Here is a 14,282-nt window from a genome sequence, read left to right on the forward strand (position 1 = left end):
TCGCGGGGGGCATTCGCCTCGATGTCTACTATGCGGAACGGAGCAATCATTGGCCTTCGATCGAAACGCAAGCCGTGCATTGCCAGACTGCGGGGGGCGATCCGACGTAGGTTCGAGGCAGTTTATGGTTGCCAAGTCACAGCTACAAAGGATGGATGCGCACCGGGCTGCGCCCTTGAGTCCGTGCAGGTAAATCCAATCAATGACCCGTCTTGGCTTCGGAGCGGAAAGCAGACAAAAGGGCCAGGTCTCAGCGCTACTGTGCGGGATCTAAGGTCCGCAGTGCGGGACAAAGCGGATGTTTACAGTTCACATCTCGACGACCGCTTTGCCGCCTGTTCTTTACTCCTCCAGTTTCTTGTTCAAGTACTGCAGATCGCTAGAGCAGAATATTTTGGTTGCATAAACCTCTCAATCTAATCTCCACGCCGCAGGCGGTCGCACCAATCAATATCCGGTGGTTGCAGTCTTGAGCGCGGCACCCCCGGAGCACGGTGTTCCAGAACAAGTTCCTCAGTCTTGTCCCGATATTTTACTCAGTTCGGACGCACTGACATCGGTGTAGGATGCCACGCCAAGTTGCCCTAGCGCACGCACCAGTTCCAGATGCAGGGTCTGGAATGCCCGGTCCGCGCCTGCAGCGCCTCCCGCGCCGACACCAAAGGCCAAGGCGCGGCCTGATAGGGCGAAGTCTGCGCCATAAGCCTTGGCGCGCAGCATGTCGGCACCACGGCGGATCCCGCTGTCGAGGATGATCTTGATCCGACCGTTGAGGGCCTTTGCGATGTGTGGCAAGGCTTCGATCGTGGGCGGACCAAAGGCCACTTGTCGACCGCCGTGGTTCGACACGACGATGCCGTCACACCCGAGATCGGCGCATTTCACTGCGTCCTCGGCGTGCAGGATGCCCTTGACCAGCAGCGTACCCTTCCAGCGGTCCCGAAGGCGCTTGAGGTCGTTCCAGCAAAAGCTGGGCGTGATCAGCGTCTTCTGGACATCGGCATAGGACGTCGCAGATTGCAGGAGGTCGGCGTAATTGGCCACGTTCGGCGTGCCGTGCTTGAGGCTTGTCAGCGCCCATGTAGGATTGATCGCGCATTGCAGCACGACGTCCGGCGTGAACTTGAACGGCACGCTCAGTTGATTGCGAATGTCGCGGTCGCGCTTGCCTGCGGCGGGCACGTCGGCGGTGACCATCATGACCTTGTAGTCTGCGGCCTCAGCGCGGGCGACCAGCCCTTCGGTCACGTCCGCATCGCTTGAGACATAGAGCTGGAACCAGCCGTTTCCGTCCGCCGCCTGGGCCAGTTGTTCGAGCGTGGTCGAGGCGGCGGAGCTGGCCACGTAGGGGATGTTTTCGCGCTTGCTCAGCCGCGCGAGGATCAGGTCCGCGCCTGGCCAAAAGGCGTTGAGCATTCCAATGGGGGCTATGCCGAAGGGGGCGTCAAAGCTCTGGCCGAAAATCGTCGCCCGCGTGTCAATCTCAGCCACGTCGATCATGTAGCGCGGTGTCAACTCCACCTCTTCGAACGCCTCGGAATTGCGCCGCATGTTGCGCTCGGATTCCGCCCCGCCATCGACCAAATCGAAGGCAAAACGCGGGATCCTGCGGCGCGCCATCTGGCGCAGATCGTCGATGGAGGCGGCGCGCGACAGCCGCATCAAATCGACCACCCGCCATCGACGGCAAAGGCCTGGCCGGTGGTAAAGGCCGACATATCGCCCGCCAGATAGCAGACCATTTCGGCGATTTCCTCCGGCGTGCCGAGCCGGCCCATCGGTTGGCGATCCTTGAAGGCGGCAAGCGCCTTGTCGAAGTCGCCGGTTGCGGTCAGCCGCTCTTCCAGCGAGGGGCTTTGCACGGTGCCGGGGCAGATGGCGTTGCAGCGGATGCCCTGTTTGACGAAGTCGGCAGCTATGGCCTTGGTCATGCCGATGATGGCGGCCTTGGACGCGCCGTAGGCAAAGCGACGCGGTGCGCCCTTTTCGCTTGAGACGATAGAGGCGATGTTGACGATGGAGCCTTGGCCATTGTCCAGCATCGCGGGCAGCACGGCGCGGGTGATCCGGTACATCGACTTGGCGTTGAGGTCGAAGGCGCGGTCCCAAACGTCCTCGCCGCAGTCGAGGATGGTCCCGTCATGCACCCAGCCCGCGCAGTTCACCAGAATGTCGATGCGGGGTGAGGCGGCGATCAGCGTCTCGACAGCGCCTGCGTCCAACACGTCGAGCCGCTGCGCAGTGATGCGGTCGGAGGTGTTGGCCACGGCCGCAACAGCGTCGCCGTCGATATCGGTAGCGATCACATCTGCGCCCCGCCGCGCCAGTTCCGTGGCTGATGCGCGGCCAATCCCGTTGCCCGCCGCCGTGACGAGCGCGGTTTTTCCGGTAAGTGTCTGTTCCATATGTCCTCTCTCAGCGCGCGAGCCAGCCGCCATCGACCGTGACGACGCTACCATGGCAATAGGCGGCGGCATCGGAGGCGAGGAAAACGGCGGCCCCTGCAATCTCCGAAGGCTCCGCAAATCGGCCCGCAGGAATGCGGGCCAGCAGCGCCTTGGAGCGATCGGGATCGTCGCGCAGCGCTTGGGTATTATCCGTGGCGGTATAGCCCGGGGCGATGGCGTTCACGTTGACGCCATGCTGCGCCCATTCATTGCACAGCGACCGGGTCAGCCCGATTGCGGCGTGCTTGCTCGACGCATAGGCCGGCACCATCAGTCCACCTTGCGATCCCAGCACGGAGGCGACGATAACGATCTTGCCCGACCCTTGCTTGACCATGCCACGACCGGCAGCCTGCGACAGCAGCCACACGGAATCGAGATTGACCGAGATGACCCGCCGCCAATCGTCGAGCGGCATGTCGGTGGACGCCTCGCGGTGAATGATGCCTGCGTTGTTGACCAGGATATCAAGCCCGCCAAGCGCATCTGTGGCAAAGTCGATCACCTCCGTCGCGGCGGCCTCGTCCATGTCCACGAAATCCGCCTTGACGGCAGCTGCGGTGCGACCCAGGCCTTCGATCTTGGCCAGCGTTTCGTCGGGTTGGTGGCTGCGATAGGTCAGCGCCACATCGGCACCTGCGGCCGCAAGGGCAAGGGCGATGCCCTCTCCGATGCCTGTCGCACCGCCGGTGACGAGGGCCTTGCGGCCCGTCAGGTCGAATGGATTTGACATCGGTCAGTACCGGTTCGCGATTGGCAACTCTTCGGCGGGGAAGAGGCTGATGACCTCGCAGCCGGTTTCGGTCACAACCACCTCTTCTTCGATCCGCGCGGCGGAATAGCCGTCGGTTGCGGGGCAGTAGGTTTCCAGCGCGAAGACCATGCCGGTCTTGATCTCCATCGGGTGATCCAGGCTGATCGCGCGGCTGATGATGGGCCGTTCGTGCAGGGCAAGGCCCAGACCATGACCGAATTGCAAGCCGAATGCCGCGTCCTCGTTCGGGAAGCCCAGGCTCTCGGCCGTCGGCCAAACCTCGGCCACTTTATCCGTGGTGACCCCCGGTTTGATCATCGCGATGGAGGCGTCGATCCACTCGCGCGCTTTCACATACGCGTCGTTCTGCGACGGGGTCGCGCGGCCCACATTGAAGGTCCGGTAATAGCAGGTGCGATAGCCCTGATAGGATTGCAGGATATCAAAAAAAGCCTGATCGCCGGGGCGGATCAACCTATCGGTGAAGTTGTGCGGATGCGGGTTGCACCGCTCACCGGAAATGGCATTGATGGCCTCAACGTCGTCGGACCCCATCTCGTAGAGCATCTTGTTGGACAGGGCGACGATGTCGTTCTCGCGCACGCCTGGTTTCAGCTCTTCATAGATCATGTGGTAGACGCCATCGACCATTGAGGCGGCCTGGGTCAGAAGCTGGATCTCGTCCCAGTTCTTGATCTCGCGCGCCGCCAGCATGATCTGCTGGCCGTCGACCACGTTGATGCCTTCCTCTTGCAGGGCGTGGAACATGGCCGTTTCGGCGTAATCCACACCGACGGGCATGTCGGCCATGCCTGCGTCCTTGATCAGCTGCGCGATCATCTTGGCGTATTTCTGCATCAGACCGAAGTCTGGCGGGATAGTCCCGCGCATACCGACCACACCGGCCAGACAGTGATCAGGCTCCAACCAGTCCGAATGGCGCTTGTGGTGGACAGCGGCTGATCCGAAATCCCAGACATAGGGGCTGTCATCGCCTGTGAGCAGGCAGAAGCGGCACATCTTGTCGCGTTCCCACTCGCCGATCTTGGTGGCGGTGACATAACGGATGTTGTTCACGTCGAACAAAAGCAGCGAACCGGCCTTGGAGTTCTGCAAGGACTGCCGGGTGCGCGCCAAACGGTAGCGGCGCAGGCGGTCGTGATCGACCCGGCGTTCGAAATCAACGGATGTGTGGCCCCAGGCGGGCAGGCGCTCGCGCCACTCCCAATTGGGTTCAAGGTCCGTCGGTGTAAGCATATTCGGCATTAAAGCGCGTGACATGGTGTCTCCTTTTGGATGCAATCAGACGCACCCGATTGTGTTGTGAAAATGGTCGAGCGCGGGCCTACGTCGTGGCCCAGCCACCATCGATCGAGACCATCTGGCCGGTCATGTAATCGCTGTCGTCGGACGCGAGAAATGAGGCCGTCCCGGTGATGTCCTTGGGATAGGAGACGCGCTTGATGACGAGATTATTCTCGACAATGTCGTCGTAGGCCTGGCCCTCGCGTTCCTTGAAACCGATCTCGACAAGATCCTTGTCCAGCTGTTCCCATAGCGGCGTGACGACGACGCCCGGCGCGTAGCCGTTGACAGTAATGTTGTGCTCGGCCAGCCCGAGCGCGCCGCATTCCGTAAGGGCAAGGCAGCCGTATTTGGATGTACAGTAGACGGTCACGTCGACCAGCGGCTTGCGCGACGCGATAGAGCCCACATTGATCAGCTTATAGGGGTGATCTTCCATCGGGCCTTGGGCGATCATCTGGCGGGCGGTTTCCTGCATGCCGAGCCACATCGCCTTGGTGTTGACGTTCATGATCATGTCCCAATTGTCTTCGTCGATATCCATGAAGAACCGGGGTTTGTTCAGGCCCGCATTGAAGAGACCCACGTTGATGGAACCGAAGGCATCGACAGTCGCGGCGACGGCACCTGCGTTGTCCTCGCGCTTGGTCACGTCCATGCGTGCGGCGATGGCCTTGCCGTTGCCAGCGTCATTGATCCGGTCGGCCATCTTCTGAGCCTCGTCCAGATCCAGATCGCCAAGGCACACGTTGGCACCTTGGGCGGCAAACGCCTCTGCGTTGGCGGCACCCATGCCGCGCGCGGCTCCGGTGATCAGAATGTTTTTCCCTGTCAGGCGATTAGGGTCCATGGTGTCTCCTCCTCAGGTCAGTGTCGTTTCGAACAGTGCATCCGCCCGTCCCTGGGCGTTTTGCAAAGCGTCGCGCGGCGATATGATGCCGCGCAGCATGTCGTGAAATTCCTCGCCACAGATCTGGATGATATCGGCGATCTGCGGCACCGGTGGACGCGGCCAGAACTGCAGTTCATCCCGCCAGGACATCCCGTCCACCGCCTCGAAAATGGGCGAGGCGCGGCGCACGTCCGGATCAGCGGCAACAGAATAGCGCGGATTGGTCCGGCTGCCGTTTTGCACATACAGCTTTTGCGCCCCGGGCGAGGTGAACACGGTCAGGGCCTCGACGGCAGCGGCGATGCGGTCTTCCGTCAGGTTGGCAGGGATGCCCATGGCATAGCCGCCAATCGGGGCCACAGGGCTTGCGCCGGGGCCCACCGGGTGCGGTAGATAGCCGGTCTGCCCGTGCGCGGGCGAGGTGTCATCAAGCTCAAAGTATGGGGCCAGCAGGGTATAGCCATAGGCCATCGCCACTTTGCCTTCGGCGTAGGGCCGGACCCGCTCGTACCAGGACATCGACAGGATGTCGGAGGGCGAATAATCCAGCAGCTCCAGCAGGAATTCAGCGGCGCGTAGCCCGGCGTCGGTATCGATGGTCGGGCGGTAGCTGTGCTGCGCAAGGGCATCGGTGTCAAATCCGCCCGCTTTTTCGGGCAGGTCCAGCACTGGCTGGCCGAAATCGGCCATGGTCATCAGCACCGTATGCCCAAGCGCCGTGCCGCGTGCCGCGTTCCAGGCGATGCCTGCGACCCCCCGCTGCGGGTCGTGCAGCGTGCGGGCTGTCTGTAACAGCGCGTCAGTGGTCGCGGGTGGCTGCAGCCCAGCCCGGGCAAAGATGTCGCGGCGGTAAAACAGCAGCTCGGGTGTGGTCTGGGCAGGCACGCCGTAGGCGCGACCACCCCAATGGGTCGCCTTCCAACCCGCCGTGTGAAAGTCCGCCGGATCAAGGCGGGCGATATCCATCGCCTGTTCCAATGGCATCAGCACGCCGCGTTCGGCAAATTCGCCGATCCACGGCAGGTCCACGGCCAGAATGTCGTAGCGGCTGGCAGTACGTTCGGCGTTACGCAACGCTTCTTCGCGCAGCCGGTCGATGGAAAAAGCCCGCTGATTGATCTCGGTCCCGATGACCTGCTCGAACTGGCGCTTGAGGTTCTCCATGACCATAAATGTCGGATCACCGTGCACCAGCACCCGCAGGCCGCCAGGTATTTTCAGTGGCTCGGTGCATACAGGCAGCGGCGGGATTGACTGGGCAGCCGTATAGCTGCCGCCGAAATAATAGTCTTGGGTGTCGTCCGGTGCATCCTTCAGGCCCAAGCGGCTTTCGGCCAGACGCCTGACGCGGCCAGACAGCTGCACCCACTGCGCCATCAGCTTTTCGCTGGGGTGCATGGAATAGCTTTTGTTGGTCTTGGTGCGCGGCCGCTGTTCGATCAGCCCCGCCTCTATCATTTCCTTCAGGCGGCGGTTTGCGGTGGCATAGGGCACGCGACTTGCCCCGATCAGCGACGTCGGCGTGATTACTTTCGCTTCGAAATGACCTTTGAGCAGGTGCAGCGCCATGCGCAGATGTGGATTGGAGGCGACAAGGTCTATGGCGCCTTCTGTTTCGTCACTGACGTCTTCAAGAAAGGCCACCATATCAAGCATTTCGCCTTGCGCGTGCGGCGCAGCCGGGTTTGATTGACTATATCCTCGCATAGCGTTCATCGGTCCAGCGATGCCTTTGTCTTGTTGACGGCGGTGCTGCGTTGCAGAATTATCCAGATTGGTGGAACTTTGCTTGGTCACGACGCCCTCCTCCCAAATTGTTCAAACTGATAGGGCTCACATACCGCGAAAATGTCCAAAACGGATAAGAATTTGTCCAAAACGGATATAATTTGCGGGTTTTGAGGTGCGGCGAGTCGGCATGGTGTCAGCCAGTCGCTTATTCGTGAGTGACACCATACAGCGTCCGACAGGGACGTGCGGGATACATCACCAATACTGGATCAACATCTGGGAGGAGACCAAAACATGAAACTTCGCACTGCACTCGCAGCCACAACCGCTGCAACCGCGATGATGACAGGCGTGGCCCTGGCCGACGCGCACAGCCCAATGAAGATCGGCATCACGCAGAACAACGTAGGTGTCGACAGCTATCAAACCACCTATGAAAAAGCGTTTATCGCCGCCGCCGAAGCCAATGACAGTGTTGAAGCCGTCGTTCTTGATGCAGGCGGTGACGTGGCCCGCCAGATCGCGCAGATGGAAGACCTGATCCAACAGGAAGTCGACGCCATCATCATTTGGCCCACCAACGGCGAGGCTGTGATCCCCGCCGTGCGCAAAGCGTTCCAGGCCGACATTCCGGTCATCGTGACGAACTCGAACATTGCCGAGCCCGGTTTTGACTTCGTGGCTTCCTTCTCGGGTCCAGACAACATCACGCAAGGTGCCAGGTCAGCCGAGATCATGTGCGACAAGTTCAAGGACATGGGCATCGAGACCGAAGCACAAGTGGTGCACATCACCGGCCAGCCCGGTTACACCACCGCCATCGAGCGCGCCAAGGGTTTTGAAGACCGCTTGCCAGAGGTCTGCCCCGACGTGACCGTGGTGGACACGCAGCCCGGCGACTGGAACCGCGAGAAATCGCAGCAGGTCATGGAAGCCTTCCTGGTAAAATATGATGACATCGACGGTGTCTATGCCGGTGATGACAACATGGGCGTTGGTGCCCTGAACGCTGCCAAGGCGGCGGGCCGTGATGGCATCATCTTTGTCGGTGCGACCAACTTCGCCGTCGGGTACGAGGCGATGGCTGCCGGTGAATACTGGGGCTCGATCTATCAGTCGCCGGTGGATGACGCCGAAGCTGCTCTGAAAACGGCCATTGATGTGCTGAATGGTGAAGAGGTGCCGTTCCTCAACTACTTCGACACACCGAAGATCACCCAAGACAACATGGGCGACTACACCAAGCCGGTCTTCTAAAGTCCGCACGCGCGGGGCGATCTTTCGTCCCGCGCCTTTCGCCACCCAACGAACGAACACAAGGGGACGCGCTATGGCACGTCTTTCTGGCCGCGTCTGTATCGTGACGGGGGCCGCACAAGGCATCGGCCGCGCCATCGGCGAGGCGTTGCTGGACGAAGGGGCCAAGGTCTGCTTTGCGGACATCAACGGCGACAAGGTGGCCGAGGTGGCCGAGGCCAACCGCAGCCGCTTCGCAGACAGCGTCACATCCGCCCAGGTCGACGTGACCAGCCGCGCCCGGGTGCGTGCCATGATCGATCACACCGTTGACAGCTTTGGCAGGCTGGATGTGAAGTTCAACAACGCCGGGGTCAACAAGCCGATGAACTTCATGGACGTGACCGAGGATAACTGGAACTTCATTATGGGCGTCAATGGCTTGGGCTGTATGATCGGCATGCAGGAAGCCGCCCGCCAGATGATCGCCCAAGGCGGCGGGGGTAAAATCGTGAACACCGCGTCCATCGCCAGCCGCCAGGGATTTGATAACGTGGCCCCTTACTGTGCCTCGAAATGGGCCGTCGTGTCGCTGACCCAATCGGGGGCGCGGGATCTGGCCAAGCATGGTATCACCGTGACAGGCTTTGCGCCCGGGGTCGTGGCGACAGAGATGTGGGAACAGGTCGATCAGGATCTGATGGCCATTGGCGCCGCCGAGCGCCCCGGCCAGGCGATGGAGGAGTTTTCGTCCGAGATTCTGAAGGGCCGCGTGGCCAAACCCGCCGACATCACAGGCACGACGACGTATCTGGCGTCTGCCGACAGCGACTACATGACTGGGCAAATCGTCATGATCGACGGAGGCATGACACTGGTCTAAGCGGCGCATCGTGTCCGGGGACCAAAGATATCGCGCCAGCGACCTGAGGGAGGGGATCATGGCCAAAATAGACAAACAACAGGTCGGAACGTTTCTGGCAAAGCAGGGCATCCTGATTGCCTTTGCCGTCTTTCTGATCGCCTTCACCATCGCGAACCCGAAATTTCTGAGCGCTGACAATGTGCTCAGCGTCATACGCTCGTCTGCCATTCTGGGGGTCATGGCCCTTGGTGTCACCTTTGTGGTGATCAGCGGCAACCTTGATTTGTCGGTGGGGTCGATGATGTCGTTTTCCACCATCGTGGTGCTGGATCTGCATGACCAACTCGGGCCCTTGCTGGCGATCCCTGCAATGTTTGCCATGACGTTGTGCCTGGGGGCGTTTATCGGGTTTCTCGTGGGGTATCTCAGGCTCAATTCCCTGATCGTGACGCTGGGAATGCTGTCGGCGATCCACGGTCTGACGCTGACCTATTCCGGCGGTCAGAACATGGACATCGCGGATAAGGAAGGCACCTGGTTCAGCGTGTTCGGCCAAGGGGCTGCGCTTGGCATTCCGGTTCCTATCCTGATCTTCGTGGCCCTCGCAGCGCTATTGGGCCTCGTTCTGGGCCGCACGCCCTTTGGCCGCAAAGTCTATGCGGTGGGCGGTAATGGCACGGCCGCCACTTTCTCGGGTATCCGCCGGGCCCGAACGGTTTTCTTTTGCTACCTCATCTCGGCGGGGTGCGTGGCCACGGCTGGCCTCATACAGGCCAGCCGGTCTTTGGGGTCGCAAAACACAGTGGGTCAGGGGTTGGAGCTTGAAGTGCTCGCCGCGGTCATCCTTGGCGGTGCGTCCCTGCTGGGCGGCTCCGGCACCGTGTTCAAGACCGTCATCGGCGTGCTCATCCTTGGGTTCATTCAGAACGGCCTGCTGCTGATGGGCCTGCAATTCTATGTCCAGTTCGTCGTGACCTGGGTCATCATCATCCTTGCGGTCTGGCTGGATATCGCAGCCAAGCGCGGCAAGCTTTGGTCGCAGATCGCGTAAGGGAGGGGTTCAATCATGAAACCGGGAACACTGTCCAATGCGCTGAAAAGTGGCGCGATCTGGGGCTTTATCGTGCTTGAGCTGCTGTTTTTCAGCATCGCGGGCGAATACATGTCGCTGTCTGACAAGGCGTTCATGGACTGGGAAAACATGCTGCTGCTGCTCAAGCAGTCGGCACCCATCGGGATCATCGCAATGGGCATGACCATCGTGATGATCAACGGCAATATCGACCTTTCCGTCGGGGCCACCTTTGCCATCGCGGCCATCGTGCTGCTGGACAGCATGACCTGGCCCATCTTTGCAGGCCTGGGCGACTGGGTGATCCCCTTCGCCTGGCTGCTGGCCTTGGTCGTGGGCACGCTTCTGGGCGCTTTGAACGGTCTGATCGTTTGGAAAACTGGCGTGGATGCGTTCATCGTCACGCTGGGTTCGATGCTCGGCTTTCGTGGCATCGTGTTCATGTTCAACGGCGAAAACCCAACCAGCCACCTGAACTGGACGTTGGTTGATTTTGCCGAAGCCGAGTTCCTTGGCCTCGCCACAGCATCCTGGTTCCTGCTGATCGTGACCCTCGCGATTTGGTTTTTGATGAGCCGCACGGTGCATGGCCGCAATGCCTATGCCATCGGCGACAATCGCGAGGCGGCGGTAAACGCAGGCATCCGCGTCGGCCCCCATATGATGATCAACTTTGCGATCATCGGTTTTTTGGCGGCCCTGTCGGCGGTGGTCTTCTATTCGGAATCCGGGTCGGTGAACCCCAATGACGGCCAGCTTTACGAGCTTTGGGTGATCACCGCCGTCGTGCTGGGCGGCACCAAGATCACTGGCGGTGCGGGCAACGTAATCGGCACCTTCGGCGGCGTCATCGCCATTCAGCTTCTGCGCAAGGGGCTGGGCCACATCGGCGCGGACACCTCTACGGTCAATCTGGTTATCGGTCTTATCCTGATCGCGGTACTGTTCCTTGACCGCCAACTGAACGTCAAAGGCAAAGAGGAGTTGAAGGTATGAGCCATTCAAAACCTGTCCTGCATCTGGACGATATCGTCAAAACCTTTCCCGGCGTGCGCGCGCTTGATGGCGTCTCATTCTCGGTCATGCCCGGTGAGGTGCACGCGCTGATGGGCGAAAACGGGGCCGGAAAATCCACCCTGATGAAGGTGCTGGGCGGCATTCATCAGCCCGACGGCGGTGCCATCTATGTGGGCGACGATAAAGTCACGATGGCGGGCCCGCTTGAGGCCAAGGCCAAGGGCATCGTCTTCATCCACCAGGAACTGAGCCTCGCCGAAGAGCTGAGCGTCGCCGAAAACATCTATCTGGGCGAACTGCCGCGCAAACGCTTTGGCCGCGTCGATTGGGCCAAGCTGACCGAACGAACCAACGTGATCCTGAAAAAGCTGAACGTGGGCTTTGATGCGACCACGCGGGTCGGCGATCTGTCCATCGCGAACCAGCAGATGGTCGAGATCGCGCGTGCGCTGACCGTAGACGCCAAGGCTGTGATATTCGACGAGCCGACGGCGTCGCTGACGGACGCGGAAAAGGTTGTGCTCTTCGACGTGATCTCTGACCTGCAAGCCGAAGGGGTGGGGATCATCTATATCTCGCATCGTATGGAAGAGATCTTCAAGATCACCGACCGCATCTCGATCCTGCGGGACGGTCAGTATCAGGGCACGGTCAACACTGCCGAGACGGACGAGGAATCCGTCACGCAAATGATGATCGGGCGCAAGCTTGACCTCAGCCGCAACGCGTCGCACCACGAATTGGGTGACGTGGCGCTTGAGGTGCGCGGGCTCAGTTGCGGCAAGCTTTATAAGGATATCAGTTTCGAGGTGCGGCGCGGCGAGGTGGTCGGATTCTACGGGCTGGTGGGGGCTGGCCGGACAGAGATTGCGGAGACACTCTTTGGTCTGCGCGACCCATCTGCGGGCAGTATCCATTTGGACGGCAATGAGGTGCGCATTCATTCCCCCGCCGACGCCATTGCGCGCGGCATCTCGCTGGTTCCCGAAGACCGCAAGGGCCAGGGTCTTGTCCTTGGCATGAACTGTCGGGACAACATGACCCTGCCGCAGGTCGAGGACCTCAAGGCCGGGCCGTTCGTCGCCGAAGGGGCTGAGATCGCTATCTTCGATCAGTACCGCGATCGGCTCGACATCCGCACGCCGGGCTGGAAACAGCGGGTCGGCAACCTGTCTGGCGGCAACCAGCAAAAGATCGTCATCGGCAAATGGCTGTCGATGCACCCTTCCGTGCTGATCGTTGACGAACCCACGCGCGGCATTGACGTGGGCAGCAAATCGGAGATCCACAAGCTGCTGCGCGAATTGGCAGCCCAAGGGTACGCGGTGATGGTGATCAGTTCGGAAATGCCCGAGGTGCTGCACGTTGCCGACCGGATTGTGGCCATGTATTCGGGGCGCATCATGCGCACCTTCACCTCCGAAGAAGTGACCGAAGACAGCCTGATCCAGGCCATTTCCGGCCTTGGCGGCGACCAAGCTGCATGACTTTATAACTGATTGAGGACTCCATGAAACTTTTGCGATACGGTGCCCCCGGTGCCGAAAAACCGGGCATTTTGGACAGCGCGGGCCACGTGCGGGACCTGTCGGGCGTGGTGCCCGACATCGCGGGTTCGGCACTGCATCCCGCTGGCCTCGATACCCTGCGCGCCCTGGACATCGAAGCCCTGCCACTGGTCGAGGGCACGCCGCAGGACGACCTGCGGCTCGGGCCCTGCGTCGGCAACATCGGCAAGTACATCTGCATCGGTCTGAACTACGCCGATCACGCCGAAGAGGCCAACATGCCAATCCCCCAAGAGCCGATCATCTTCAACAAATGGACCTCTGCCGTCATCGGCCCAAACGATCCCATCCAGATCCCGCGCGGCAGCGTCAAGACGGACTGGGAGGTCGAGCTGGGAGTCGTGATCGGCAAACCCGGCGCCTATATCGATGAGGCGGACGCAATGGACCACGTCGCGGGCTTTTGCGTGATCAACGACGTCTCCGAGCGTGACTTTCAACTGCATCGCTCAGGCACCTGGGACAAGGGTAAGGGATGTGACACCTTTGGGCCCACCGGGCCTTGGCTGGTGACTTCCGACGAAGTTGGCGATGTGGACGCGCTTGACATGTGGCTTGAGGTCGATGGCGAGCGGCACCAGTCGGGCAGCACGGCGACGCTCATCTTCAAGGTGCCGCACCTGATCTCCTATTGCAGCCAGTTCATGAGCCTGCAGTCAGGGGACGTAATCTCAACCGGGACGCCGCCGGGCGTTGGCATGGGCCTGAAACCACCGAGGTACCTGAAAGGCGGCGAGGTCGTGGCGCTTGGAATTGCGGGCTTGGGTGAACAACGCAGTGCGGTCCTTGCTCCTGCGTGAGCATCGTCTCAGGCCACAAGAAGCACGAACTGACACGGTGGTCGACGTATGCGCTGCGCATCTGTCGACGGAACCCATGCCGCGTAATGCGAGCATGGATTGATTGCACGTGTGCAAACTAACTCGTTTCAAGACATTTGTCGGACGGGTGATCGTCAACTCCCGCTTGCGTATACTCCCAGAACCAGAGCGGAATCAAAAACCGAAAAGATGGCTCGGAGGCGGATTCAGCTGCTCCCTGCGCTTATCTGCAGCTGAAGGATCGAACCGGTCATTTGGTAGCGCCCTCGCAAAGGACAGTTTGGGCTGATTGTGTTCAAAAACTCGGAAATATTCCGCACCCATTTTTTCGCCAAAGTGCGTTACTTGGGGAAAGTCGATTCCGTTCCCGCACACGAGGCAAGGAGAGCCGCAAGAACCACCGAAATGGCATTTGGCCGAACCCCTTGCCAATTGCCCTTACCGCTCTTCTGAGGGCAAGAATTTCATCTGCCCGGGGTGAAAACGGAGTTTTTCAACAAAATCGGCTCAAACCAGACATCCGCTTCATCGCTCTCAAGCCAAAAAACCGTACCGCCCGGCACATACCTCTAAA

12 protein-coding genes are annotated in these 14,282 nt (G+C 60.5%); 6 read left to right on the forward strand and 6 right to left on the reverse strand.

Going from position 1 to position 14,282, the window contains the following annotated elements; genetic code table 11:
- Nucleotides 1-513 precede the first annotated feature (513 nt).
- The 6 genes from AB4X18_RS17330 to AB4X18_RS17355 form a co-directional block, all read right to left on the reverse strand.
- Nucleotides 514-1,662: an alpha-hydroxy acid oxidase gene (locus AB4X18_RS17330; RefSeq protein WP_432816833.1), complete on the reverse strand. Its 1,149-nt coding sequence runs from the start codon at nucleotides 1,660-1,662 to the stop codon at nucleotides 514-516.
- Nucleotides 1,662-2,405, reverse strand: coding sequence for an SDR family oxidoreductase (locus AB4X18_RS17335; RefSeq protein ID WP_432816834.1), 744 nt, complete (start codon nucleotides 2,403-2,405; stop codon nucleotides 1,662-1,664). Before AB4X18_RS17335 ends, AB4X18_RS17330 begins: the two co-directional genes overlap by 1 nt.
- Before the next feature lie 10 nt (nucleotides 2,406-2,415).
- A complete protein-coding gene (locus AB4X18_RS17340; protein ID WP_370401263.1) occupies nucleotides 2,416-3,180 on the reverse strand; it encodes an SDR family oxidoreductase in 765 nt (254 codons plus the stop codon).
- A 3-nt stretch (nucleotides 3,181-3,183) separates the two neighbouring features.
- The gene (locus tag AB4X18_RS17345; RefSeq protein ID WP_370401264.1) at nucleotides 3,184-4,482 is read right to left on the reverse strand and encodes a M24 family metallopeptidase; all 1,299 of its coding nucleotides are present in this window, start codon (nucleotides 4,480-4,482) and stop codon (nucleotides 3,184-3,186) included.
- Nucleotides 4,483-4,546: 64 nt separating this feature from the next.
- A complete protein-coding gene (locus tag AB4X18_RS17350) occupies nucleotides 4,547-5,356 on the reverse strand; it encodes an SDR family NAD(P)-dependent oxidoreductase (RefSeq protein WP_432816835.1) in 810 nt (269 codons plus the stop codon).
- A gap of 12 nt (nucleotides 5,357-5,368) precedes the next feature.
- The gene (locus tag AB4X18_RS17355) at nucleotides 5,369-7,114 is read right to left on the reverse strand and encodes an extracellular solute-binding protein (RefSeq protein ID WP_370402656.1); all 1,746 of its coding nucleotides are present in this window, start codon (nucleotides 7,112-7,114) and stop codon (nucleotides 5,369-5,371) included.
- Nucleotides 7,115-7,423: 309 nt separating this feature from the next.
- Here AB4X18_RS17355 and AB4X18_RS17360 point away from each other — a divergent pair, with 309 nt between their 5' ends.
- The 6 genes from AB4X18_RS17360 to AB4X18_RS17385 all read left to right on the forward strand — a co-directional run bounded on the left by AB4X18_RS17360 (nucleotide 7,424) and on the right by AB4X18_RS17385 (nucleotide 13,687).
- Entirely contained in the window at nucleotides 7,424-8,386 is a 963-nt protein-coding gene (locus AB4X18_RS17360) for a sugar ABC transporter substrate-binding protein (RefSeq protein ID WP_370401265.1), read from the forward strand.
- Nucleotides 8,387-8,459: 73 nt separating this feature from the next.
- Nucleotides 8,460-9,248, forward strand: coding sequence for an SDR family NAD(P)-dependent oxidoreductase (locus tag AB4X18_RS17365; protein ID WP_370401266.1), 789 nt, complete (start codon nucleotides 8,460-8,462; stop codon nucleotides 9,246-9,248).
- Between the two features lie 58 nt (nucleotides 9,249-9,306).
- Complete coding sequence (locus AB4X18_RS17370) at nucleotides 9,307-10,281, forward strand: ABC transporter permease (RefSeq protein WP_370401267.1); 975 nt, start codon at nucleotides 9,307-9,309, stop codon at nucleotides 10,279-10,281.
- A 15-nt stretch (nucleotides 10,282-10,296) separates the two neighbouring features.
- Nucleotides 10,297-11,298 (forward strand): ABC transporter permease, encoded by a 1,002-nt coding sequence (locus AB4X18_RS17375; protein ID WP_370401268.1) that lies wholly within the window; start codon nucleotides 10,297-10,299, stop codon nucleotides 11,296-11,298.
- Complete coding sequence (locus tag AB4X18_RS17380) at nucleotides 11,295-12,806, forward strand: sugar ABC transporter ATP-binding protein (RefSeq protein ID WP_432816836.1); 1,512 nt, start codon at nucleotides 11,295-11,297, stop codon at nucleotides 12,804-12,806. Before AB4X18_RS17375 ends, AB4X18_RS17380 begins: the two co-directional genes overlap by 4 nt.
- A 23-nt stretch (nucleotides 12,807-12,829) precedes the next feature.
- The gene (locus AB4X18_RS17385) at nucleotides 12,830-13,687 is read left to right on the forward strand and encodes a fumarylacetoacetate hydrolase family protein (protein ID WP_370401270.1); all 858 of its coding nucleotides are present in this window, start codon (nucleotides 12,830-12,832) and stop codon (nucleotides 13,685-13,687) included.
- Nucleotides 13,688-14,282: the final 595 nt, after the last annotated feature.

Source organism: Sulfitobacter rhodophyticola (genome assembly GCF_041281685.2).
Lineage (GTDB): Bacteria > Pseudomonadota > Alphaproteobacteria > Rhodobacterales > Rhodobacteraceae > Sulfitobacter.